Below are 23,962 nucleotides of genomic sequence, written 5' to 3' on the forward strand. Positions count from 1 at the left end.
CCCATTTTGCTCCGTTGTGGTGGCCAAGAACAGCCCCGGCGCCGGATACGACGCCCCCGGCCCCCGGTCCCCACCCGGTGGCACCCGCCCCCGGACCCGCCTCAGTCCTCGCCCTCCGGCCCGAGCCGCACGCTGCGGGCCGTCTCCTGACCGCCCTCCGTCGGGGTCTCACCGGGGTCCGTGGAGGGCGGCACGGTCTCCCAGGGCCCGGAGGACTCGGGGCTCGGCTCCTCCTCGGGCGGCTCGGTGGGAGGCGCGCTCGGCGTCGCGCTCGGCTCCCGTACCGCCCGGTCGTGGGTGCCGTCGTCGCCCACGGGGCGCTCCAGCCAGTGGCCGTGCGCGGGGTCGGCGAGGGTGAGCGCGGACAGGGGGCGCGCGGCGGGCGCCACGGCGCGCACCTCGCCCGCCTCGTACCCCTTCCAGCGCTTGCCGCGCGGCGCCCCGACGCGGTCGCCGCCCGCCGGTCCGAGCGGGTTGCCGCAGACGCAGCGCACCCGGGGCACGCCGCGCGCGTCGACGAGGACGGCGGTGCCCGACTGGAGGACGGCGCGGTACGTCGTGACGTCGCCCTTCGCGTAGCCGTGGGCCGTGACGAGGGTGTCGGCCCGCAGGACGACGGGGGTGAGGTCGTCGAGCCAGCGGCCGAGCCCGTCGGCGGGCGTTCCGGCGGCTCGGGCGAAGGCGCCGGCGCGGGGGCGGTCGGCCGTCAGGAGCCGGGACTGGGCGCGGACGTCGCAGCCGGTACGGGCCGGCAGGCCCGCGTAGAGCCCGGGGGTGTCCCCCGCGACGAGGCGCGGCCCGTCGTCCTTGCCGCCCTCGCCCTCGGGCAGCGGCTGCTCCGTCCGGGTGAGCGGCGTGGGCGCCGCGCGCGTCGCCGAGGCCGTGAAGGGGTCGGGCCCGCGCGAGCCCGCGGGCTCCAGGACGGTGTCCGCCGCCGCCTCGGCGCGCTGCTCGCCGGCGCCGCACCCGGCGGCCCCGAGGGCGAGCAGCGCGAGCGCGGCCGAGGCGAGAACGGCGGGGGTCGTCCGGAGAGCTGTGCGCACGGTGTCCTCCCGGCTCGGGCGGCGCCCCCGGTGGGCACGACCGCTCGGACCCGGCACGGACCGCGCGGGACCGCTCCGGGTGCTGCGCCATTGTGTGCCGGTCGGGACGGAACGACGCAAACGGGAGGAATCCGCGCGAGGGCGCTCCGGGCGGCTCGGGACACGGGCTCCCGGGAGCGCGTGCGGCCCCGCCCCGTCCCGCCGTCATCCCCCTCCGCGCCTCACCCGCCCTGCCCCGCCGCCTCCCGCTCGCGCTCCGCGGCCCAGTACTTCCCGTCCGGGAAGCGGTACGTCGCGAGCGAGTCCGGGCGCATCTCGGCCGAGAAGCCGGGGGTCTCGGGGGCCCGGTAGTGGGCGCGGTCGATGACGACGGGGGCGAGGAAATGCTCGTGGAGGTGGTCCACGTATTCGATGGCGCGGTCCTCGGTGGTCCCCGACAGGGCCACGTAGTCGAACATGGAGAGGTGCTGCACGAGTTCGCACAGCCCCACTCCCCCGGCGTGCGGGCAGACGGGGACGCCGTGCTTCGCGGCGAGCAGGAGGATCGCGAGGTTCTCGTTGACGCCGCCGACGCGGGCCGCGTCGATCTGCACGACGTCGACCGCCCCCGCCTGGAGCAGTTGCTTGAAGACGACGCGGTTGGCGACGTGCTCGCCCGTCGCGACGCGGACCGGGGCGACGGCGCGGCGGATCGCGGCGTGGCCGAGTACGTCGTCGGGGCTCGTCGGCTCCTCGATCCAGTACGGCTCGTACGGCGCGAGCGCGCGCACCCACGTCACGGCGCGCTCGACGTCCCAGCGCTGGTTGGCGTCGAGCGCGAGGCGCACGTCGGGGCCGATCGCGGCGCGCGCGACGCGGCAGCGGCGGACGTCGTCGGCGAGGTCGGCGCCGACCTTGAGCTTGATCTGCCGGAAGCCGTCGGCGACGGCGCGGCGGGCGAGCCGGGCCAGCTTCTCGTCGTCGTAGCCGAGCCACCCGGGCGAGGTGGTGTAGGCGGGGTAGCCCCGCGCGCGCAGCCGCTCGGCGCGCGCGGCGGCGCCCTCGCGGCCGCGGGTGAGCAGGCCGAGTGCCTCCGCCGGGGTGAGCGCGTCGCTGAGGTAGCGGAAGTCGACCTGGGCGACGAGCCACTCGGGCTCGGCCTCGGCGAGCAGGCGCCACAGCGGCAGCCCGCGCCGTTTCGCCGCGAGGTCCCACACCGCGTTGAGCACCGCCCCGATCGCCATGTGCATCACGCCCTTCTCCGGCCCCAGCCACCGCAGTTGGCTGTCCCCGACGAGATCCCGGGCGAGGCTCGCCGGGTCGGCGCACAGGGCGTCGGCGGAGCGGCCGAGCAGGTACGGGCGCAGGGCCTCGACCGCCGCCACCTGCACCTCGTTGCCGCGCCCGATGGTGAAGGCGAAGCCGTGCCCCTCGTGCCCGTCGTCCGCGTCGGTGCGCAGTACGACGTAGGCGGCGGAGTAGTCGGGGTCCGGGTTCATCGCGTCGGAGCCGTCCAGCTCCCGCGAGGTGGGGAAGCGGACGTCGAGCGTGTCGACGGCGGTGACTCGGGCGGGCGTTGCGGTCACGGGTGACCTCTCTCGGTCGGGGGCGGCGGGGCACGTACCGGCGCACCGGCGCGCGGCAGGAGCGGCGGGCGCTGCGGCAGCGGCTCAGTCCTGCGCCCGCCCGGTGGTGACCCGGGCCAGGATCAGCGCGACGAGGATGATGCCGCCGTAGATCGCCTGGGTCCACGGGGCCGGGACCTGCGCGAGGGTCAGGAGGTTCTGCACGACGCCGAGGAGCAGGACCCCGGTGAGCGCGCCGAACATCGTGCCCTTGCCGCCGTCGAGGCTGATCCCGCCGATGACGGCCGCCGCGAACACGGTGAAGATCATGTTCTGGCCCTGGTTGGCGTTGATGGCGCCGACGTACCCCGTCTGCATGAGCCCGCCGAGCGCGGCGAGGAGTCCCGCGACGACGAACACGCCGAGCATGACGCGCTCGACCCGCACCCCCGCCGCGCGCGCCGCCTCCGGGTTGCCGCCGATCGCGTAGAGCGCGCGGCCGATGCGGTGGTACGTGAGGAAGAGCCCCGCGATCGCGAAGCAGACGGCGGCGACCCACACCGAGAGCGGGACGCGCAGCAGCGTCGTGGTGGAGAGCGTGTAGAAGGCGTCGGGCATCCCGAAGAGCGTCTTGCCGTCCGTCGAGCCGACGAGGAGCCCGCGCAGGACGATGAGCATCGCGAGCGTCACGATGAAGGCGTTGAGCTTGAGCCTGACGACGAGGAAGCCGTTGAAGGCGCCGATGAGGGCCCCGGCGACGAGGACGGCGAGGAGCGCGAGCCAGGCGGGCACCTCGGTGCCGAAGCCCGCCGCGCTCGCCGGGAGGACGAGCATCGCGCCGACGGCGGGGGCCATGCCGACGACCGATTCGAGCGAGAGGTCGAACTTCCCCGTGATGAGGACGAGGGACTCGGCGAGGACGACGAGCGCGAGCGCCGCCGAGGCGCCGAGCACGGAGACGAGGTTCGCCTCCGTGAGGAAGGCGTCGTTGAGCACGGCGCCGAGCACGAGGAGCAGCAACAGGGCCGGGACGAGGGCGAGTTCGCGGGCGCGCCGGAGCAGCACCGAGCGGGTCCCGGGCGGGGCGGCGGCCGTTTTCTCGCGGGTCTCGGCGGGCGCGGTGGTCTGGGTCACGGCCTCTTCCCTTCGGGTGGGTTCTGCGGGGGTACGGGGCCGACGGGGCCCGGGGCGGACGGTGGCCCCGCGTCCGTCCCGGCCCCGTCGCCGGCCCCGGAGACCCCCTCGATGGCGGCGATGAGCAGGTGGTCGTGCCAGCCGGCCGGGAAGGCGGCGGTGACGCGGCCGTGGAAGAGGACGAGGACGCGGTCGCAGCGGCGCAGGTCGTCGAGTTCGTCCGAGACGACGAGCACGGCGGTGCCGTCCTCGCGCGCCGAGTCGACGCGGGCGAGCAGCGACTCCTTGGAGCGCACGTCCACGCCCGCCGTCGGGTTGACGAGGACGAGCGCCTTCGGGTCGGAGGCGAGCGCGCGGGCCATGACGACCTTCTGCGCGTTGCCCCCGGAGAGGCCGGAGACGGGCTGGGCCGGGCCCTCGGTGCGGATGCCGAGGCGCTCGATGAGCGCGGTGGCGAGGGCGCGTTTGCGCGCGGGCGGCACGAACCCGTAGCGCCCGAGCCGGTCGAGCACTCCGAGCGTGGCGTTGTCGCCGACCGTCATCCCGAAGACGAGCCCCTGCTCGTGCCGGTCGCGCGGGACGCAGCCGACGCCCGCGCGCAGCGTCGCCGCGACGTCGCCGAAGGGCAGCGGACGGCCGAGTACGCTCGCGCGCCCCGAGCGGGGGCTGCGCAGTCCGGCGAGGGTCTCGGCGAGCTGGATCTTGCCGCTGCCGCTGCTCCCGGCGAGCCCCACGACCTCGCCCTCGCGCACGCCGAGCGACACGTCCGTGTAGCCCTCGCCGGTGAGCCCCACGACGTCCAGGACGAGGGGCGCTTCGGCGGGGACGGCGTGGCGGGGGGTGTTCGCGGTGGCGGTGACGGCCTCGCCCGCCATCGCCTCGACGAGTGCGGCGCGCGGGAGTTCGGCGACGGGGGCCGTGGTGATCCAGCGGGCGTCGCGCAGGACGGTGACGGTCTGGCAGACCTCGTACACCTCCTGGAGGTGGTGCGAGATGAAGAGGAAGGTGATGCCCGCCTCCTGCAGCGCCCGCATCCGCGTGAAGAGGCGGTCGATCTCGCGGCTGTCGAGCTGGGCCGTCGGCTCGTCGAGGACGATGAAGCGGGCGCCGATGCTCAGCGCGCGGGCGATCTCGACCATCTGCCGGTCCTCGACCCGCAGGTCCCCGGTACGGGCCCCGGGGTCGACGCGCACGTCCCAGTGGCCGAGGAGTTCGGCGGCCTCGGCGCGCAGGCGGCGCCAGGAGATGAGGCCGCCGCGCCCGGTGGGCTGGCGGTGCAGGAAGAGGTTCTCGGCGACGGTGAGGTCGGGGACGACGGTGGGCTTCTGATAGACGCAGGCGACCTTGGCGCGCCAGGCGGCGCGGTCGGCGAGGGCGGGCGCGGGGGCGCCGTCGAAGCGGATGCCGCCGCTGTCGGGTGCCTGAAGCCCTGTGAGGAGCGAGACGAGGGTGGACTTGCCCGCGCCGTTGCGCCCGACGAGGGCGTGCGACTCGCCCGTCCGGACGGTGAGCCGGCCGTCGGCGAGGGCGACCGTCGCGCCGTACCGCTTGCTCACGGCGCGGACCTCGGCGAGGGGCGGCGACGGGGACTCCGTGGGGGTCGCGGTCATTTGATCGTGTTCCCCCACAGCTTCGGGTCGTCGACGTTCTCCTTCGTGACGAGCGGCGCGGGCAACTGGTCCTCCAGGTTCCCGGAGGGGGTCTTGACGATGGTCGAGTCGTGGTCGGTGGGGCCGGGCTCGAAGGTCTTCCCGGCCATCGCGGCCTTGATGTAGTACATGCCGTACTTGGCGTAGGCGTCGGCGGGCTGCGAGACGGTCGCGTCGATGTCGCCGCGGCGGATCGCGTCGAACTCCTGCGGGATGCCGTCGTTGGAGATGATCGCGATGTGCCGCTCGTCCCCGGCGGGGAAGAGGAGCTTCTTCGACTTGAGGGTCTGGAGTGTCGGGGCGAGGTAGACGCCGCCCGCCTGCAGGTAGATGCCCTTGATGTCGGGGTGCGCGCCGAGGAGTGTGTCGAGCTTCGCCGCCGCCGTGTCGGACTCCCACTTCGCGGGGATCTCCAGGACCTTGAGGTCCGGGTACTTCTTCCTGGCGCAGTCGCGGAAGGCCGTCGAGCGGTCGCGCCCGTTGACCGAGGCGAGGTCGCCCATGATCTGCACGACCTTGCCCTTCTTGACCTTCTGGCCGAGGTAGTCGCACGCCTTCTCGCCGTACGCGACGTTGTCGGCGCGCACGACCATCGCGACCTTGCCCTTCTCGGGGGCGACGTCCACGGCCACGACGGGCACGTTCTTGCGCTCGGCCTGCTGGAGCCCGGCGGCGATCGCGGCACTGTCCAGCGGGGCGACGACGATTCCGGCGACGCCCTGGTTGAGCTGGTTGTTCATGTCGGTGATCTGCTGCGCGGGGTCGCTGTTGGAGTTGACGGTCTTGAGCGCGTCGACGCCCCCGCTCTTCGCCATCTTCGGCACGTAGTCGTTGTACGACTGCCAGAAGGGCGAGGTGAGGAGCGGCAGGATGACGCCGACCTTGCCGTCCTTCTTCGCGGGCCCGCCCCCGCTCGCGGCGGCGCCCGGACTGCCGGTGCTGCCGCAGGCGGCGAGGAGGAGCGCCGCGCAGGCGAGCGCGGCGACGGCCCCGGCCCCGCGCCCCGTACGGCTCCGCGGGGTCCCCGTACGCCCTGTCCTGCCGCGCGCGGTGCTGCCTCGTCGTGTGCTGCTTCGCGCTGTGCTGCCGGCCATGCTCGTGACTCCTCGTCGTGCGGGTGTCGGGTGCGTGGGCGGGGGCGGTGGTTGGCGCGCGTCCCCTGGAGGTGCTGCCCGCACGGGTGGTCCGTACGGCGGCCGGAAAAGCCCGGCCGCTGCGATAGTGATCCGACCACTTGCCGCGCGCAAGCCCCCTGACGCGGTTTTCTGGGGCTCAACTCACGTAGTGGTCGGATCACTTGGCGGTACGGGAGCGGGCGGGGCGGGTTAGACTCGCTGCCCGTACAGGCGTGCGGAGCCCGTGGGGGCGGGCCCGTACCAGGGGAAGGGGACCGGCGTGCCGGAGGCGGAGGAGCCGCGCGGGGACGGGGGCGCGGGGCGCGGGGTGACGGTGACCCAGCGCGCCATCGAACAGGTCAAGGCGATGATCGCCGAGGACAGGCTGCACCCGGGCGAGCGCCTGCCCAACGAGCGGGAGCTGGCGGCGCGGCTGGGCATCTCGCGCAGTTCGATGCGCGAGGCGATCCGGGCGCTGACGGTGATGGGCGTCCTGGAGGCGCGGCACGGTTCGGGCGTGTACGTGACGCACCTGCGGGCCGGGGACCTCCTGGAGACCTTCGGCGTGGTGGCCGGTCTCTCGCGCGGCCCGCAGCTGCTCGAACTCCTGGAGGTGCGGCGGGTGCTGGAGTCGACCGCGACGGCGCTCGCGGCGGCCCGTATCGACGAGGCGGGGCTGGCCGACGTGGAGGCCGAGCTGGCCGCGATGCGCGCGACCGAGGACTCCGAGGTGATCCTCGCCCACGACCTCGCCTTCCACCGGGTGATCGCGCGGGCCTCGGGGAACGCCTCGCTCGCCGCGATCCTGGAGGGCCTGTCCTCGCGCACCTTCCGGGCCCGGGTGTGGCGCGGTCTCCAGGAGGAGGGCGCCTTCGACCGGACGAGGGACGAGCACGCCCGCATCCACCGGGCCCTGCTCGCCCGCGACCCCGAGGCGGCCCGCGCGGCTGCGGCGGCGCACGTGGGAGCGGTGGAGGACTGGCTCGCGGGACACCTGGCGCGACAGGAGGAGGTGGCGGGCGGGACGGGGACGGACGGGTGACGAGGGAGGGGCGGCGCGAGGCGGGCGGACTGCGGCGAGGGGTCGTACCGAGGCGAACCGATCTTTTCGGACGACCCGGCCCTGTTCGGTGAGCCGGTCCCGTCGGGGTGAGCCGGTCCCGTCGAGGCCAGCCGTTCGCGCTGAGGCGAGCCGTTCGCGCTGAGGCGAGCCGTTCGCGCTGAGGCGAGCCGTTCGCGCTGAGGCGAGCCGTTCGCGCTGAGGCGGGTGCGCCTCCCTCGCGCGCACCCGCCTCAGCCGCTCACCCCTCGCGCCTCGCCGCCCCCGCCCCGGAGTCCCGGGTCCTCGGCTCCGCGCCGCGCGTTCTCAGCCGAGCCACCACACCGTGGTGTCCGGGGCCAGTACGACGTTCCCCGCCGCGTCCGCGACCGGGAGTGTGTCCCCGCTGCTCAGCAGGGCCTCGCCGGGGCTCGGGACGGTGACCGGGGCGCTCCCCGTGTGGGCGGTCACCACGACGGGCCGCCCGTCCGCCGCCTCGCGGCGCAGCGCGAGCACGCCCTCGGGCGCGTCGAGCCACGTCACCTCGGTGCCCGCGCCGAGCGCGGGCTGTGCGCGGCGCAGGGCGAGCGCGGCGCGGTAGAACTCCAGCGTGGAGCCCGCGGCGCCGGTCTGGGCCTCGACGCTCAGGCCGCCCCACTCGGCGGGCTGCGGCAGCCAGCTTCCGCCGGACCCGAATCCGTACGAACCCCCCTCGCGCGTCCAGGGGAGCGGCACCCGGCACCCGTCGCGGAAGCCGTCCTGGCCCGCCGCGCGGAAGTACGAGGGGTCCTGGCGGACCTCGTCGGGGAGGTCCACGACGTCCGGGAGACCCAGTTCCTCGCCCTGGTAGAGGTACGCGGAGCCGGGCAGCCCGAGCATCAGGAGGGTCGCGGCACGCGCGCGGCGCAGGCCGAGCGCGCGGTCCCCCGGGGTGCGGAGCTGGGTGCCGAGCCCCGGCGGGTTGCCGAAGCGGGTGGTGTGCCGGGTGACGTCGTGGTTGGAGAGCACCCAGGTGGCGGGGGCGCCGACCGGGCGCATCGCCGCGAGGGTGCGGTCGATGACCTCGCGCAGCGCGGGAGCCGACCAGTCGGTGCTGAGGTACTGGAAGTTGAACGCCTGGTGGAGTTCGTCGGGGCGCACGTAGTGGGCGGTGCGCTCGACGGTCGGCGTCCATGCCTCGGCGACGAAGACGCGGGCGCCGTCGTACTCGTCGAGGACGCGCCGCCACGAGCGGTAGATCTCGTGGACACCGTCCTGGTCGAAGTAGGGCGTGGCCCCGTTGCCGAGCAGCTTGACCTGCTCGGCGCCGCCGACGTCGGGCAGTCCGGGCGCCTTGACGAGCCCGTGCGCCACGTCGATGCGGAAGCCGTCGACGCCCATGTCGAGCCAGAAGCGCAGCACGGAGCGGAACTCGTCGTGCACCGCCGGGTGTTCCCAGTTGAAGTCGGGCTGCTCGGGCGCGAAGAGGTGCAGGTACCACTCACCGTCGGCGGTACGGGTCCACGCGGGCCCGCCGAAGACGGACTCCCAGTCGTTGGGCGGGAGTTCACCGTTTTCGCCGCGCCCGGCCCTGAAGTGGTAGCGCTCGCGCAGCGGCGAGCCGGGTCCTTCGGCGAGGGCGCGCTTGAACCACTCGTGCTGGTCGGAGGAGTGGTTGGGGACGAGGTCGACGATGACGCGCAGCCCGAGCGCGTGCGCCTCGCGCAGCAGCCCGTCCGCGTCGTGCAGGTCGCCGAACATCGGGTCCACGGCCCGGTAGTCGGCGACGTCGTAACCGGCGTCGGCCTGCGGCGAGGCGTAGAAGGGGCTCAGCCACACGGCGTCGACGCCGAGGTCGCGCAGGTGCGGCAGACGGGCCCGGACACCGGCCAGGTCGCCCATGCCGTCGCCGTTCGCGTCGGCGAAACTGCGCGGGTAGACCTGGTAGATGACCGCCTCGCGCCACCAGTCGTCGCCGGGCGCCGGGGTGGCGGGCCCGGCCTGCGCGGGGAGGGGAGCGGGGGCGAGGGCGGCGGTGGAGTCGGCGTGGTGCTGGCTCATGGGGTCCTTGCTGGTGACGTGGACGTACGAGTGGTGCGTCGTGCGGTACGGGAGCGGGACCGGCCCGGCCGGCGCGGCCCCGGGGCTCAGCCCTTCGCCGCGCCCGCCGTGAGCCCCGTGACGAGGTGGCGCTGCACGAGGTAGAAGAAGATCGTGACCGGTACCGCGATGAGCACGGCGGTCGCGGCCATGAGGTTCCACTGGGCGTCGTGTTCGCTGACGAAGGTCTGGAGGCCGACGGCGAAGGTGTACTTCTCGTCGTCGAGGAGGAAGGTCGAGGCGAAGGCCACCTCGGCCCACGCGGTGATGAAGGTGTAGAAGGCGGCGACGGCGAGGCCGGGCCTCGCGAGCGGCAGGACGAGCCGCCAGAAGGTGCCGAAGGGGCTGAGCCCGTCGATGCGCCCGGCCTCGTCGATCTCGAAGGGGATCGTGTCGAAGTAGCCCTTGAGCAGCCAGGCGCTGTACGGGATGGCGGTCGTGCAGTTGAGCAGGATCACCCCGAAGTAGCTGTCGATGAGCCCGAGTTCGGAGAAGATCTCGTACATCGGCACGATGAGCACGGCGATCGGGAACGCCTGCGTGAGCAACAGCACCCACATGAGGGGGCGTTGGCCGGGGAAGCGCATGCGCGAGACGGCGTAGCCGGTGGTGGCGGCGAAGGCGACGCCGAGCAGGGTGGTGCCGAGCGCGACGATCAGGGTGGACTGGAGCCAGTCCCAGAACTTGGTGTGTTCGAGGACGTAGGAGTAGTTGGAGAGGGTGAGGTGGTCGAGGATGCGGCCCGGGTGGAGGTAGTCGTCCTTCCCGGGTCCGAGCGAGAGGAAGGCGAGCCAGACGACGGGCACGAGCGCGATGAGGCTCGCGAGGACGAGGACGGCGTGGGTGAGGACGGTGGCGAGCGGGCCGCGCTCGCCCCGGCGGCGCACGCGCGCGGGGCGGGCAGCGGTGCGCGCCGGGCGCGCGGCGACGGGCGCGGCGGGCAGCGTGGTGGACTCGGTGCTCATGGCGTGGCTCCTGTCGGCGGGGTCAGAGGGTGGACTGCTCGCTGCGGTTCAGCCACCTACGGTAGAAGGTGGTGAAGACGACGAGGATCGACAGGAGCAGGACGCCGTACGTGGCCGACTGGGCGAAGTCGCGCGGCTGTTGGCCGAAGCCGAGGCGGTAGGCCCAGGTCACGAGGATCTGTGCGTCGGGGGCGCTGGTGCCGCCGAAGAGCAGGAAGATGATGGCGAACTGGTTGAAGGTCCAGATGACGCCGAGCAGGACGACGGTGGCGCTCACGGGGCGCAGTCCCGGCAGGGTGACGTGCCGGAAGCGCTGCCAGGCGCTCGCCCCGTCCATCTCGGCGGCCTCGTAGAGGTTCGCGTCGATGGACTGGAGCCCGCCGAGGAGCGAGACCATCATGAACGGCACGCCGCACCACGTGTTGACGAGGATCGCGGCGACGCGCTGCCAGGCGGTGTCCTCCAGCCAGGCGGGCTGCGGCAGGCGCAGGTGCCCGAGGAGGGTGTTGATCAGGCCGCCGTCGGCGAGCATGATCCGCCAGGAGAAGACGGTGACGAAGGCGGGCACCGCCCACGGCAGGATGAGCAGCATCCGGTAGACGACCCGGCCGCGGAGCTTCTGGTTGAGCAGCAGCGCGAGGCCGAGGCCGATGCAGTAGTGCAGCGCCACGCAGGCGACGGTCCAGCCGACCGTCCACAGGAAGTGCGACCAGAAGCGCTCGTAGGCGGTGGGCCCCCACAGGATGTCGGCGTAGTTGTGCAGGCCGATGAACTCGTAGGTCGCGTCGATGTGGTTGACGCCGATGGTGCGCGCCGAGTTGAGGCTCGTGGCGTCGGTGAGGGTGAGGTAGAAGCCGCGGGCCAGGGGGTACGCGACGAGGACGCCGAGGACGATGACGACCGGGGCGATCATCACGTACGCGTACCAGTGTTTCCGGCTGCCGCGGCGCAGGCGGGCGAGCGGCCCGGTCCTGCGGCCCTGGGGCCGCTGCTGCCGCGGGGGCGCGGTCTCGGTGTCGACGGCGACGGTCATGGCGGCCCTTCCGGGGGCGGGGATGGTGTACGGGGGAAGGCGGCGGCGCCGGTACGGGGGCGGGGCGGCCCGTCAGGTGGCCGGCCCCGCTCCCGCGCCGGTCAGCGCTTGTAGTCGGGGAGGAGCTTCTGCATCGCGTCCCCGGCCTTGCGGATGCCGTCGTCCAGCGACTCCTTCCCGCTCGCGACGCGCGGCAGTTCGGTGTCCATGGGGCCCCACAGGGAGCTGTACTCCGGCAGCGCGGGGCGCGGCCGGGCGGCGTCCAGGACCTGCTGGAAGCCGGCCGTGCCCGGGTCGGCCTTGACCGCTTCGGTGTAGGCGTCCTGGCGGGTCGGCAGGGTGCCGTTCCTGAGGGCGATCTTCTCTTGCGTCTTCGCGGAGGTCATGAACCGGACGAAGGTGAAGGCGGCCTTCTGGTGGGCCTTGTCGGAGCCCGCGTAGACGGAGAGGTTGTGCCCGCCGGTCGGGGCGCCGGGCTTGCCCGCCGAGCCCGCGGGGACGACGGCGACGCCGAGGTTCTTCCGGTCCTTGAAGGCGGTGCCCTTGTAGTAGTTGGTCAGCTCCCAGGGGCCCTGGAGGGTCGCCGCGACCTTGCCGCCCGCGAAGGCGTCCTGGATGTGGGCGTAGCTGTCGGCGGTGATGTCGGCCTTGTGCAGGCCCTTGCCGGAGAAGAGGCCCTGCCACTCCTTGAGCCCCTTGACGGCGGCGGGGCTCCCGATGGTGAGCTTCCTCGCCTTCGCGTCGACCGTGTCGGTGCCCTCGCCGAAGAGGTAGGGCTGGGCGTAGTACCCGGCCGTCGAGCCCCAGTAACCGTCCACGCCCGTCTTGGACTTGATCGTCGCGGCGTCCTTCTTGAGCTGCTCCCAGGTCGTGGGGGCTTCCTTGATGCCCGCGTCGGCGAAGAGCTTCTTGTTGTAGACGAGGGCGAGGGTGTCGGTGACGAGCGGGACGCCGTAGGTCTTGCCCTCGTACTGGGCCTGCTGGAGCAGGGCGGGCTGGAAGGAGTCCTGGTCGGCGAGCGCGTCCGTGCCGTCGAGCGGCGCGAGGTAGCCCTTCTTCGCGAAGGCGGGCGTCCAGCCGACCTCGGCGCGCAGGATGTCGGGCGCGCCCTTGGCCCCGGCGGCGGTGTCGAACTTGTTCTGCGCCTGGTCGAAGGGGACGTTGACGTACTTGACCTTGATGCCCTTGTGCGACTTCTCGAACTGCTCGACCAGCGCCTTGTAGGTGGGGGCCTCGTTGGTGGCGTTGGAGGTGTCCCACCAGGTGAGGGTGACCGGTCCGCCGCCGGAGGCGCCGTCGTCGCCGTCGTCCCCGCCGCAGGCCGTCGCCGCGAGGGCGAGCGATGCGAGCAGTGCGGTGGCCGCTATGCCACGCCGCATGAGTACTCCTTGAGGGTGTGTGAGCCCGTTCGCGGCGGATGGCCGCCGCCGGCCGCTCCATCGCGACGGCCGGGCGAACGAGAAAGTAACAGCGCCGCAGCCGTTGCGAAAGACCTTGCAGCAAGAATCTGCAAGAAACCTTCGCGCCGCCCTGAACGTCAGTTCACCGCCTCCACCTGCGGCGTACTCTCCCGGTGCGGGCCCGGCGCGTCCGGGCTTGCAAGGCTTGTGCAAGAATCCTCAGGCCCTTGTCAGTCCGCGCCCGAACGGGAATCATCGGAGGGGCCGTCAGGGACCCGTGACCTGGGCAGCGCTGTACATCGAGGCAGGGCCAGTCGAGGGGACCCCATGACACAGCAGTACGGGCGCAAGCCCGCGACAGCCCGTCGCGCGGGCGCGCGCCCGGAGCCGCAGGGCACGGCGCGCCTCGCCGATCTGGCCGCGCAGGCGGGGGTGAGCGAGGCGACGGTGAGCCGGGTGCTCAACGGCAAGCCGGGCGTGGCCGACGCGACGGGGGTACGGGGCGGGGGCGGTCACTCGCGCGGGTGACCGCCCCCGCCCCGTATCCAGGCCGGGCCTACAGGCCCTCGTAGACCGTCAGGAGCCGGTCCACGACCGCGTCCATCGCGAAGGTCCCGCCCGCCAGGGCGTGCGCGGCGCGGGACGCCTCGGCGTGGTGGGCCGGGTCGAGGAGGTCGCCGACGGCGGGGGCGAGGCCGTCCGCCGTGGTGACGACGCGGCCCGCGCCCGCGCGGGCGATGTCCTTGGCGAGACCGTTCGACGTCGTGACGACCGCCGGGGTGCCGACCGAGAGGGCTTCGAGGACGGACATCGGGAAGGGCTCGTCGACGGCCGGGAGGACGTAGACGGTCGCCTCGCGCAGGGTGCGGAGCATGGCCTCGCCGCTCAGCGGTCCGGGCAGGGCGACCTTGTCGCGCAGCCCGAGCGTGTCCACGAGGGCGCGGACGGCTCCGAGTTCGCCCTCGTCGGGCCCCGCGACGGTGAAGCGGGCGTCCGGGTGCGCGGCGAGGAGCGCCGGGATCGCGGCGACGAAGTCGGTGGGCCGTTTGCGGGCCTGGAGGCGGGCGGCGTACACGAGGTGCGGCGCGGTGCCGTCCCAGGGGGCGCGCGCTTCCTGCGCGGGGACGCCGTTGACGAGCCGTACCGCCCGGGCGAGCGGCGGGGCGCCCACGACGGCGTCGAGCCCGGCGCGTTCGTGCTCCGTCAGGTACAGGACGGCGCCCGCGCCGCGCAGCAGGCGGCGTACGGCGAGCGCGTCGAGCACCTTCGCGAGCGCCTTGCCGCTCGGGTCGACCATGCCGTGCGTCTGGAGCACGAGGGGGCGCCCCGCGCGCAGCGCGGCGAGCGCGACCGGGAGGGTCACGAGGTCGCGCGCGAGGTGCACGTGGACGACGTCGGCCTCGCGCACGAGGCGGCGCGCGGAGCCGAGGAGCGCGGGCGAGGTGATGCCGCTGAAGCCGAGCGGGGCGAGCCTGCGGGCCTGGTAGAGGCGCGCGGGCACGCCCTCGACGTCGGTGGGCAGGGCGCTGTCGAAGCCGTCGCCGAGCGCGAGGAGACCGGCCTCGTGGCCGCGCTCCTTGAGGCCCTTGGCGAGGTTGAGCGCGACGCGGACGGGGCCGCCGAAGGCGTGCGTCGGGCTGTGCAGCGTGACGGCGTGCAGGACTCTCATACGGGCTCCGGTACGGGCCTGCGGCTGCCGTCGACGGCGTGCAGGGTCAGGGCGGGCAGGTCGCGGGTGAGCACCGTGCCGGCCGCGACGACGGACTGGGCGCCGACCGTCACGCCCGCGAGCACGGTGGCACGGGTGGCGATCCAGGCGCCGTCCTCGACGGTGATCGGGGCGTTGCGGTAGCGGAAGTCGGCCTTGCGGTGGTCGTGGCTGCCCGTGCAGATCATGGCCTCCTGCGAGACGCAGACGTGGGCGCCGATCCGGATGGGCTCCAGGTTGAGCAGGAAGGCGCCCTCACCTATCCAGGTGTGGTCGCCTATCTCCAGCTTCCACGGCCACAGGACGCGCACCCGGTGCCGGATGAGCACCCCCTCGCCGATCTTCGCGCCGAAGGCGCGCAGGAGCATGGTGCGGACCCCTGCCGGGGTGAACCACGCCATGAAGACGGTGTTCATGACGGCGAACCACAGGGCCTGGACGAGTTTCCCGCGTCCCTTGTCGTAACCGGCCAGCGTGAAGGCCGGGAGATTGCGCATGTGTGTAACCCCCACCGGCGCCTCCCCTGGCGCCCTCGGTGCTCAGCCTAATGGTTGACTCAAGGTGACCGAGGGGCGTCGGTAGACTGCCGCCGGGGATCTCTTCCGGTTGTCGTACCGGAAGGGTGGCGCGGGCCGGTGACCACCGGCCGTGGTCGGGGCACGAGTTGGGGCGGGGGTCGCTGGATGGCGACAGGCACGGAGCAGGCCGGGGCGCGCGTGGAGGAGAGGCCGCCGCGGGGCCCGGTGGACGCGGAGTGGGGGAAGCCGACCTCGCCGCGCACCCTGCTCTCGCGCGCTCTTTCGGTGCCCCTCGTCCTCGGGCTCGCCGTGTTCTTCCCGCTGTGGGTGTGCGCGCAGCGCGGCGCGGGGATCAAGGACGCGGTCTTCTGGCTGCAACTCGCGCTCACCGTCTACTCCGGCGCGCGGCTCGCCGCGATGATCCTCACGAACAAGCGGAAACTGCTCCAGGGCTCGTTCTGGCTCTTCGTCTACATGGCGATGGGCGTCGCCCCGCTCGCGCAGGCCGTCCTGGGACAGACCCCGACCGTCGTCGTGGGCGCGCGGGGGGACCTCGTCGAGGCGACGGCGCTGATCCTCGCCGGGTGCATCGCCTTCGACCTCGGCGCGCTCCTCGGCCGTACCCGCCCGGAGCGGCCCGGACGGGACGAGAGCGCGCTGCGCCTCGTGCACCGCAGGCGCCTGTACGCGCTCGTGGCCTTCTCCTTCGTGGCGAGCGCGCTGTTCGTGCAGAAGCTGGGCGGTCCCGCCGTCTTCTTCAGCAGCCGTCAGGAGATCATCGCGGGGATCGAGGACGCGGGGCTCTCGCAGGACGGCTCGCAGGCGGGGCAGGCGATCCTGCGCGGCCTCGGCACCGTGCCCGCGCTGCTCTCGCTGCTCATCTACACGCGGTGGGTCGTGACGTCGAAGCGGGCCAGGCGCTCCCCGGTGATCCTCGCGACCTGGCTCGCGCTCGCGCTCCTGAACTGCGTCGTGAACAACCCGATCTCGAACCCGCGCTACTGGTTCCTGACGGTGATGTTCTCACTGCTCTTCACGGTCTTCCCGCGCAGCGCGGCGATGTACCGCTCGGCGCTGAGCCTCGGGGTCGTCGTGGCGCTCGTCGTCTTCCCCTTCGCCGACCGCTTCCGGTACGACGAGAAGAACTACAAGCCGATGCAGACGACGTCGATCCTGGAGCCGCTCGCGCTCAAGGACTACGACCAGACGGCGATGTTCTCCAACACCATCACGTACGTGCACTCCGGCGAGGGCCACACCTTCGGCCTCCAGTTGCTCGGGGACGTGTTCTTCGCGGTGCCGCGCTCGGTGTGGGACAGCAAGCCGAAGGACACGGGCGTCATCGTCGGCGAGTGGATGGACAACAAGAACACCAACCTTTCCTCGCCCGTGTGGGCCGAGCTGTGGATCGACTTCGGCCCGCTCGGCGTCTTCGGCGGCCTCCTCGGTGTCGGCTTCCTCGCGGCGCGCGTGGACAGGCGCTACGCGAGCAGGGCGGTGCGCCGCACCCCCTCGGGGGCGCTTGTCTCCGTCCTCGTCCCGCTCGTCGCCGGCTACTCCTTCATCCTGCTGCGCGGCCCCCTGCTCCAGGCGACGGGCCGCGTGGCGATCGCGGCGGTGTGCGTGGCGGTCATCTCGACGCGGAGCAGGGACGGGCGGGCATGGATGAAGTGAGGCGCGGGCGGGGGTGAGGCGGCGGCGGGAAGCGGGAGGGGCCGCCGACCGGACACCGCCGCGGTCACCCCCTGGTACGCCTCCTGGCCACGGTGCCTGGCGCGGAGACGGCATGTCGCCGCCTTGCCGAACGGTCGTTCGGCCGCAGAGGAGTACGGGGTGCTCGCGCCGAAAGGCGTTCTGACGTCGCAGGACCTACCGTCTGTCTTGTGCCGCTCTCCCGGCGGCGTCGCCGTCGCGGACGCGGGTGGCGGCGGCAGGGGCGGCGGCCTCGTGGACAGGCCGGACACCAGCGCAGGAAGGCTCAACCATCATGGCGGGACCGATTCTCATCACCGGAGCGGGCAGCGGCTTCGGCAAGGAGGTCGCGCTGCGGCTCGCGGCGGCCGGGCACCAGGTGATCGCGGGTGTGGAGATCATCGCCCAGGTGACGGCGGTCCGTGCCGAGGCGCGGGAGCGGGGCGTCGAGCTGCGCGTCGAGAAACTCGACGTGACCGATCCCGGCGACCGCGAGAACGCCTGGTCCTGGGACGTCGAGGTCCTCCTCAACAACGCGGGCGTCTCCGAAGGCGGTGCCACCGCCGACATCCCCGAGGAGCGGCTGCGCCGCCAGTTCGAGGTGAACGTCTTCGGGCCTGTCCTGCTCACGCAGGGCATCGCCCGCCGGATGGCGGCGCGCCGCAGGGGGCGGATCGTCTTCATGTCCTCGGTCGCCGGACTCACCGTCGACCCGTTCACCGGGGCGTACGCCGGATCGAAGCACGCGGTGGAGGCGTTCGCCGACGCGCTGGACCAGGAGCTGGCCGAGTTCGGCGTCACGGTCGCCACGATCAACCCCGGTCCTTTCCTGACCGGCTTCAACGACACGATGTTCGAGACATGGAGGGAATGGCGCGACGACCCCGCCGACCGCCTCTACGACTACGCCGAGCTGGCCTTCCCGCACGAGCAGTACGACCCCGAGCCGGTCTACGCGCGCACGGTACGGGTGCTGCTCGGCGAGGACCGGCGCTACCGCAACCTGCTGCCCGAAGAGATGGAGCCGCAGGCCCGCGCACAGGTTGACGCCCTGTGGGACCGGCGGCTCAACGACGGCGGCCGGCCCGCCCTCGTGCAGAAGGCGTACGACATCACTCCGGGCACACCGGTCCAGGACTGACACCCGCGGCCCGTCGCCGGCCTCCCGCACCTCCGGCGGCGGGAGCGCTCACCGGCCGCCGGTGGACGCCCGTTGCGCGGGCGCCCGCCCCCGCTCAGCTGTAGTACGTGATCTTGTCGTCCAGGACGCCTATCGCCCGGCGCAGCGCCTCGACGCGTTCCTCCAGCGCGGCGCGGCGCGCGCGCAGGAAGCCGACGCGGTCAGCGGCCGGGTGCTCGGCGCGCAGCATCGCGACGAACGCGCGGAGGTCCGCGATGCCGAGGCCGGCGTCGCGGAAGCACGTGACGAGGCCGATCCAGAAGACGTCGTCCTCGGTGTACTCCCGGTGCCCGCCGCCCGAGCGCCGGATCGGCCCGATGAGCCCCTCGCGCTCGTAGTAGCGCAGGGTGTCGAGCGGGACGCCGGTGCGCTCGACGGCGGCGGCCGGGGTGAGGGTACTGCTCATGGGGCTCCTTGGGCGGCTCGTGGGGCGTTCTGGGGTGGCGCGGCTCCGGGCGCGCCGGCCGCTCGCGGCTGCGCGCCCGCCGCCGTTACCGCGCCTCGGCGAAGCGCTTGAGGTGCCCCTCGTCGAGCCGTACGTCGCGGGCGGCGAGTGCCTCGGTGACGTGCTCCACGCGGCTCGCGCCGACAATGGGGGCGATCCCCTGGCCGCGCAGCCAGGCCAGGACGACCTGGTTGCGCGTGACGCCGAGTTCTCCGGCGATCCCGTCGAGCACCGCGAGCACGCGGGAGGTCCCGGGGTGACCGTAGGTCGCGGGCAGCGGCTTGTCCGCGCGTCCGTAGGAACCCCACAGCAGCGCGCTGTACGCCCACACGTCGAGTCCGTCCGCGCGGGCGAGGTCGAGGTCGTCGGGGGTCAGGAAGCGGTGTCCCGCCTCGGCGACGGGGGTGAGGGGGCGCGGCTGGAGGAGCGAGTGGCGCAGTTGCAGCGCCGTCCACGGCGCCACTCCCCGGGCCCGGGCGAGGGAGCGGGCGCGCTCGACGCGCCAGGCGGGGTGGTTCGCGGCGCCGATCCGCAGGGCCACTCCCCCGGCGACCAGTTCACCGAAGGCGCCGACGGTCTCGTCGAGCGGTACGGAGCGGTCCTCCGCGTGCGCCCACAGGAGGTCGACGCGGTCGGTGCCGAGACGGGCGAGGCTGCCCGCCACGCCGTCCCGTACCGCGCGTGCCGACAGGCCCTCCGCGCTCTCGGGCCAGGAGTGCGGCACGAGGGGGTTCTGCCGGACCTTGGTGGCGATGCGCACGGTCTCGCGGGCTCCGGGGCGGGCCCGGAGCCAGGCGCCGATGACGCGTTCGCTCGCGCCTCCCGCGCCGGTCGGGTCGGACCAGAAGGAGTAGCAGTTCGCGGTGTCGAGCCAGACGCCGCCGCTGGCGACGAAGGCGTCGAGGAGGGCGAAGGCACGCGCGCGGTCGACGCGCGTGCCGAAGTCCATGGTGCCGAGGATGATCACGGGTTCGCTGTGGTCCATGACGGCCATGCTCGGATCTGGAGCGCGCTCCAGGTCAAGTCCCCCCGGCCCGCCGATGCGCGTGCGCTCAGGCCGCCGCCGGTTCCTGCCGGTCGTCCGGGTCCGGGGCCGCCGTGGGCGGGTGCTCGGGGAGCCTCCGTACGCGGTTCCAGGCGCCGACCGCCTTGAGCGCGGAGCCGAGCGCGAGTCCCCACGCGGCGCCCTGAACGCCCATGAGGGCGTAGCCGCCGAGCATGAAGGCGACCGACAGAAGCGAGAAGACGACCTGGAGGGAGAGCGTCGCGCGGGGGCTGAGCACACGGAGGGTGACGAGCGCGCAGGTGCCGAGCGCCATGACGGCGTACTGGCCGCCCGTCGCGGGCAGGAGCTTCGCGGTCGCCTCCCACGTGGCACCGAGCAGGTGCTTGCCCGCGCTCGCGGGGAGCGCGTACAGGAGCAGCGCCCAGCCGAGGGCGACGCAGCCGAGCACGGCGCCGAGCAGGGCGGCGGCACGGGCGGTCGCGCGACGGCCGCCGAAGCGGCCGAGGATCGGCGGGCCGAAGGCGTTGACGGAGTTGAAGAGGACGTTGAGCGGCCCGAAGAGGGTCGTCGCCCCGCGCAGCGCGCCGACCGCGAGCGGGTTCGCGAAGAGGCCGAGGCCGAGGACGGCGAGCTGGCTGGAGGCGTTGCCGACGGCGAACTCGACGACGAAGCGCCGCCCGAGGTGGCCGCGGCCGAGGTAGGTGGACAGGCGGGCGCGGGTGTCGCGCACGTACGGGCGCAGCAGCGCGAGCGCGAGGAGCAGCGCGGGGAGCGCCGACAGGCCCCAGGCCAGGACCATGCGGGCGGGGCTCGCGTGGTGCGGCTGGAGGGCGAGCGCGGGCACGACGCACACGAGGCGCAGCGTGTCCGCCGCGAGCGCGCGGTGCGGGACGCGCAGCGCGGAGAAGGAGTAGCGCAGTCCGTCCTGGAGCAGCGCGAGCGGCAGGACGGCGCCGAGCGCGGCGAAGGCCGTGCCGGAGGTGCCGCCGACGGCCGCGCCGCCCGCCACGAGCAGGGCTCCGGCGAGCAGCGAGGCGAGCGCGGTGAAGGCGGTCGCGGAGCGGCAGGCGGCGGCGAGAGCGCGCGCGCCGCCCTTCTCCAGGACGACGACCTGTCCCACGTAGGACATGTTGAGGCCGAGCAGGACCGTGAAGGTCACGTAGACCATGGAGAAGGCGGCGAAGCCGGCGGCCGTCGAGACGCGGGCCACGATCACCAGGACCAGGATGTTGGTCAGGCTGGAGGCGGCCTGGTCGAGTACGGACGCGGCGACCGTGGCCGAGCGTCTCATCTCTTGTCGCCCGTCCGCAGGTCCTCGGGCCGCAGCTGCCGCAGCGTCACGGTCTCGGTGCCGTCGCCGAGGCGCTGCTCGACGGGGGGTGCCGGGCGCGGGGCCGGGGGCGGCAGTTCACTGCCCGCCGCGCGGCGTCCGCTGCCCTTGGCCGCGCCCCTGTCCCTGGCCGGGTGCCCGCCCTCGTCGTGGGTGACCGCGCCGAGCACCGTGCCGCCCGCACCGACGATCAGCTCGCGGATGCGGACGAGTTCGGTGCGGTGCACGCTGCGCAGGTCGCAGACGATGACGACGCCGTCGACGCGGTCGACGAGCGCGAGCGCGTCGGCGTAGGAGAGGACGGGCGGGGCGAGGACGACGACGGTCGATCCGCTCTCGTCGGCGTCCTCGATGAGCTGGGTGGTGCGGGTCGACGTGAGCGCGCGGGCCACGTTGCGCACGCGCTGGCCCGCGACGAGGTCGAAGGAGCCCGCCTCGCCCGCGTCCACGGTGAGCGGGCGGGTAGCGGGCCAGCCGTTGTCGTCGGTGTCGGCGGGCAGGCTCCAGCCGGGGCGGCCCGCGGTCGTGTGCAGACGGGCGGAGAGGCCGGGGGCGCGCAGGTCCGCCTCGACGAGGAGGACGTCCTTGCCGGTCTCGGCGAAGGAGGCGGCGAGGTTGGTGGCGACGGAGGTGGCCGCCTGGGCGCTCGCGTCACGGGCCGCGACGACGAGGAGGCGGCGGCGGTCGGCGAAGCGCGCGTCGTAGGCGAGCCGGAAGGCGATCGAGCGGTACTCCTCGGCGGTGCGCGAGCCGGTCTGGTCGACGGCGAGGAGGCCCTTCGCGGCGCCGCGCGGGAGCGAGCCGAGCACGGGGGCGCGCACGGCGCGGGCGACGTCGCCCGTGGAGCGCGGCGAGGGGTCGAAGACGAGCCGCACCCAGGCGGCGAGGAGACCGAAGGCGATGCCGAAGGCGCCGCCGAGCGCGAGGGATATGACGAGGCCGAGGCCGTCCGAGCCGGTCGGCGGGGTGGCCTCCTGCGTGACGGAGCCCGCGGCCATGTCGAGGCCCATGAGGGTGTCGCGCTGGTTCTGGAGGGTGCTGATGCGGCTCTTGAGGTTGACGTTCGCGGTCTGCTGGGCGTCGTAGGCGGAGGTGCCCTTCGTCATCGCGTCCAGTTGCTGCGCCAGCTCGTTCTGCTGCTTGCCGAGCGGGTCGATCTGCTTCTTGAGCCGGGCGACCATGCTGTCGCGCAGGTCGGACCACTTCTTCTCGCTCGCCGACAGGTACGCGTCGGCGAGCGCGTTGGCACCGCGCGCGGCGGCCTCGGGCGAGTCCGCGGTGTACGTGAAGCGCAGCGTGAGGCTCTGCGGGGGCGTGGTGACCTGGAGCCCCTTCTTGAGCGTGCGCGCCGAGGTGCCGTCCTTGAGCTTCTTCGCGGCGATCTGGGCGACGTTGGAGGAGAGCGCCGTCTGGCGCTCGGTGTTCATGTTGACGCTCTTGTCGGGCGCGGTGGAGCTGTCGAAGGGGTTGGTGGTGGGGGTGCGGACGACGATGTCGCTGTTGGCCGCGTACGAGTCCGCCGAGGTGATGCCGAGGTAGGCACCGCCGATCAGGCCGATCCCGATGCCCCCGCCGATCAGCCAGCGGTAGCGAAGAAGCTGCCGGAACTGGTCGCGCAGTAGTTCCGGTTCGTCCCCCGCCGGACTGACGTGCGAGTCGGTCATGTGCGCCAAACCCCCAGAGCCTCTTCGATGAGTGCGTCGATGCGGGCGAGTCCCGCCGCGCGCGTCAGGTGGGCCGCGACGTGGCGCGGTCCCGCGTCCCCCAGTACCCGGGCCCGCGCCGGGTCGTCGGCGAGTCTACGCACTTCCTCGAGCACCGCGTCGGGGTCCTCGGGGGCGACGAGGAGGCCCGCGCCCGAGCGCAGCACCTCGTGCGCGGTGCCGCCCTCGGCGGCGACCGAGGCGATGACGGGACGCGCTGCGGCGAAGTACGAGGTCAGCTTCGAGGGCACGCTCATGTCGAGGACGGAGGCGCGCTGCGTGACCGCGAGGACGTCCGCGGCGGCGAGGACGTCCATGAAGTCGGCGTCGTCGGCGGGCGGCAGGAAGTCCAGGTTGGGCACGCCCCGGCCGAGTTCTTCGAGGTGGGCGCGCTGGTTGCCGTCGCCCATGAGCACGAAGCGGACGGCGGGGTCGCGGCGGGCGGACTCGACGAGGACTTCGAGGCCCTGCTTGAGGCCCATGTTCCCCGAGTGCACGACGACGGTCTCGCCGGGGGCCCAGCCGAGCCGCGCACGGGTCGCCTCGCGGTCGCCCGTGGGGCTCGTGACGTGGGACCAGTTGGGCACGAGGCGGACGCGCTCGGGGGCGACGCCGAGGGCCTCGACCTTGGCGCGGAAGGTCTCGTGGATGATGCCGACGAGGGTCGCACGGCGCAGCGCGAACGACTCGGCGCGCGCGGCGACCTTGGCGGCGCGGTCGCCGCCGCTGATGCCGCTCTGCGCGGCGGCGGCGCCCATGAGGTCCTGGACGACGGGGACGTACGGGACCTTCCAGCGGTGCGCGAGGCGTGCGGCGAGCACGCCGCCCGCGAGGCTCGGCATCTGCGCGTGCACGGCGTCCGGGCGCGGCATACGGGGCGGGGCGACGGCGCCGTGCAGGAGGATCGAGCCCTCGAACAGGGCGCGGCGCACGGCGGTCTGGCGGGGCGGCACGGTGTGCCTGCGGCGGTGCACGGTGACGCCCGCGCGCTGCTCGGTGCGCCGCCAGGCACCGGCGTACTCGGGGTCGAGGCTCCACGAGGGGTAGTGCGGCATCCCGGCGAGGACGTGCGTCTCATGACCCGAAGCGGCCCAGTGCTCGGCGATCTGTGTCGCGTACGGGCCGATCCCGGCGTGCTCGGGCGCGTAGTTGGTGGAGACCATCAGCAGGGTGCGTCGCCCCGCTATGTCCCCGTTCTGATCATTTGCGCTCACGCAGCGCTCCCCTTCCCCCAGCATTTCGCTGCAATCCCCCGGGCGTTCGCGCAGGTACAGACCCTCTCGGTCCTCCAGGCGAAGCTTTCCTAGCCTAAACGTTCACTCACGCCGAAGTGAACGCGCACGCTATCGTCGGAGCCGCACCGCACGAACGGTGCGAAC

At 73.6% G+C, this 23,962-nt stretch carries 19 protein-coding genes and 1 pseudogene; 4 read left to right on the top strand and 16 right to left on the bottom strand.

The annotated features are described in order from the left end of the window. Window positions 1–101 precede the first annotated feature (101 nt). From STTU_RS02400 to STTU_RS02420, 5 genes are all read right to left on the bottom strand, one after another. Window positions 102–1,043 carry a DUF6777 domain-containing protein gene (locus tag STTU_RS02400; RefSeq protein WP_106432107.1) on the bottom strand — a complete coding sequence of 314 codons (942 nt, stop codon included), beginning with the start codon at window positions 1,041–1,043 and terminating at the stop codon, window positions 102–104. Between the two features lie 221 nt (window positions 1,044–1,264). After that, window positions 1,265–2,608, bottom strand: a complete 1,344-nt coding sequence (locus tag STTU_RS02405; protein WP_007819472.1) for an enolase C-terminal domain-like protein — start codon at window positions 2,606–2,608, stop codon at window positions 1,265–1,267. A gap of 84 nt (window positions 2,609–2,692) precedes the next feature. After that, on the bottom strand, window positions 2,693–3,652 hold the full coding sequence (locus tag STTU_RS02410; RefSeq protein WP_007819475.1) for an ABC transporter permease: 960 nt from the start codon (window positions 3,650–3,652) through the stop codon (window positions 2,693–2,695). A 65-nt stretch (window positions 3,653–3,717) separates the two neighbouring features. Next, window positions 3,718–5,331 carry a sugar ABC transporter ATP-binding protein gene (locus STTU_RS02415; RefSeq protein WP_043253860.1) on the bottom strand — a complete coding sequence of 538 codons (1,614 nt, stop codon included), beginning with the start codon at window positions 5,329–5,331 and terminating at the stop codon, window positions 3,718–3,720. After that, window positions 5,328–6,464: a sugar ABC transporter substrate-binding protein gene (locus STTU_RS02420; protein ID WP_007819478.1), complete on the bottom strand. Its 1,137-nt coding sequence runs from the start codon at window positions 6,462–6,464 to the stop codon at window positions 5,328–5,330. The genes STTU_RS02415 and STTU_RS02420 overlap by 4 nt, the downstream gene beginning before the upstream one ends. 301 nt (window positions 6,465–6,765) lie before the next feature. Between STTU_RS02420 and STTU_RS02425 the strand changes: the two genes are divergently transcribed. Beyond that, window positions 6,766–7,527 carry a FadR/GntR family transcriptional regulator gene (locus STTU_RS02425; RefSeq protein ID WP_050794899.1) on the top strand — a complete coding sequence of 254 codons (762 nt, stop codon included), beginning with the start codon at window positions 6,766–6,768 and terminating at the stop codon, window positions 7,525–7,527. 324 nt (window positions 7,528–7,851) lie between these two features. On the opposite strand, the gene STTU_RS02430 is transcribed toward STTU_RS02425, so the two are convergent. The 4 genes from STTU_RS02430 to STTU_RS02445 all read right to left on the bottom strand — a co-directional run bounded on the left by STTU_RS02430 (window position 7,852) and on the right by STTU_RS02445 (window position 12,980). Beyond that, window positions 7,852–9,564: a glycoside hydrolase family 13 protein gene (locus STTU_RS02430; protein ID WP_007819498.1), complete on the bottom strand. Its 1,713-nt coding sequence runs from the start codon at window positions 9,562–9,564 to the stop codon at window positions 7,852–7,854. A gap of 86 nt (window positions 9,565–9,650) precedes the next feature. Then, window positions 9,651–10,568, bottom strand: a complete 918-nt coding sequence (locus STTU_RS02435) for a sugar ABC transporter permease (RefSeq protein WP_007819499.1) — start codon at window positions 10,566–10,568, stop codon at window positions 9,651–9,653. 22 nt (window positions 10,569–10,590) lie between these two features. Further along, window positions 10,591–11,601 (bottom strand): carbohydrate ABC transporter permease, encoded by a 1,011-nt coding sequence (locus STTU_RS02440; RefSeq protein ID WP_007819500.1) that lies wholly within the window; start codon window positions 11,599–11,601, stop codon window positions 10,591–10,593. A 101-nt stretch (window positions 11,602–11,702) separates the two neighbouring features. Beyond that, window positions 11,703–12,980 (bottom strand): extracellular solute-binding protein, encoded by a 1,278-nt coding sequence (locus STTU_RS02445; RefSeq protein WP_007819501.1) that lies wholly within the window; start codon window positions 12,978–12,980, stop codon window positions 11,703–11,705. Window positions 12,981–13,328: 348 nt separating this feature from the next. On the opposite strand from STTU_RS02445, the pseudogene STTU_RS02450 reads away from it, so the two are divergent. Then, window positions 13,329–13,493: pseudogene (locus STTU_RS02450) on the top strand (LacI family DNA-binding transcriptional regulator); the annotation flags it as partial. Window positions 13,494–13,557: 64 nt separating this feature from the next. Here STTU_RS02450 and STTU_RS02455 read toward each other — a convergent pair. Continuing rightward, a complete protein-coding gene (locus STTU_RS02455; protein ID WP_007819503.1) occupies window positions 13,558–14,670 on the bottom strand; it encodes a glycosyltransferase in 1,113 nt (370 codons plus the stop codon). Further along, window positions 14,667–15,206: a WcaF family extracellular polysaccharide biosynthesis acetyltransferase gene (locus STTU_RS02460; protein WP_010263849.1), complete on the bottom strand. Its 540-nt coding sequence runs from the start codon at window positions 15,204–15,206 to the stop codon at window positions 14,667–14,669. Before STTU_RS02460 ends, STTU_RS02455 begins: the two co-directional genes overlap by 4 nt. A gap of 186 nt (window positions 15,207–15,392) precedes the next feature. Between STTU_RS02460 and STTU_RS02465 the strand changes: the two genes are divergently transcribed. Continuing rightward, the gene (locus tag STTU_RS02465) at window positions 15,393–16,901 is read left to right on the top strand and encodes a hypothetical protein (protein WP_007819505.1); all 1,509 of its coding nucleotides are present in this window, start codon (window positions 15,393–15,395) and stop codon (window positions 16,899–16,901) included. 313 nt (window positions 16,902–17,214) lie between these two features. After that, a complete protein-coding gene (locus tag STTU_RS02470) occupies window positions 17,215–18,060 on the top strand; it encodes an SDR family oxidoreductase (protein ID WP_007819506.1) in 846 nt (281 codons plus the stop codon). Window positions 18,061–18,154: 94 nt separating this feature from the next. On the opposite strand, the gene STTU_RS02475 is transcribed toward STTU_RS02470, so the two are convergent. The 5 genes from STTU_RS02475 to STTU_RS02495 form a co-directional block, all read right to left on the bottom strand. Further along, window positions 18,155–18,505, bottom strand: coding sequence for a MerR family transcriptional regulator (locus STTU_RS02475; RefSeq protein ID WP_007819507.1), 351 nt, complete (start codon window positions 18,503–18,505; stop codon window positions 18,155–18,157). A gap of 85 nt (window positions 18,506–18,590) precedes the next feature. Then, window positions 18,591–19,538 (bottom strand): aldo/keto reductase, encoded by a 948-nt coding sequence (locus STTU_RS02480; RefSeq protein ID WP_007819508.1) that lies wholly within the window; start codon window positions 19,536–19,538, stop codon window positions 18,591–18,593. A gap of 58 nt (window positions 19,539–19,596) precedes the next feature. Beyond that, entirely contained in the window at window positions 19,597–20,841 is a 1,245-nt protein-coding gene (locus STTU_RS02485; RefSeq protein ID WP_043253865.1) for a hypothetical protein, read from the bottom strand. Then, the gene (locus tag STTU_RS02490; RefSeq protein ID WP_043253867.1) at window positions 20,838–22,544 is read right to left on the bottom strand and encodes a tyrosine-protein kinase domain-containing protein; all 1,707 of its coding nucleotides are present in this window, start codon (window positions 22,542–22,544) and stop codon (window positions 20,838–20,840) included. The genes STTU_RS02485 and STTU_RS02490 overlap by 4 nt, the downstream gene beginning before the upstream one ends. After that, window positions 22,541–23,746, bottom strand: coding sequence for a glycosyltransferase family 4 protein (locus tag STTU_RS02495; protein WP_007819511.1), 1,206 nt, complete (start codon window positions 23,744–23,746; stop codon window positions 22,541–22,543). The genes STTU_RS02490 and STTU_RS02495 overlap by 4 nt, the downstream gene beginning before the upstream one ends. Window positions 23,747–23,962 lie beyond the last annotated feature (216 nt).

The organism is Streptomyces sp. Tu6071 (assembly GCF_000213055.1).
Taxonomy (GTDB): Bacteria; Actinomycetota; Actinomycetes; order Streptomycetales; family Streptomycetaceae; genus Streptomyces; species Streptomyces evansiae.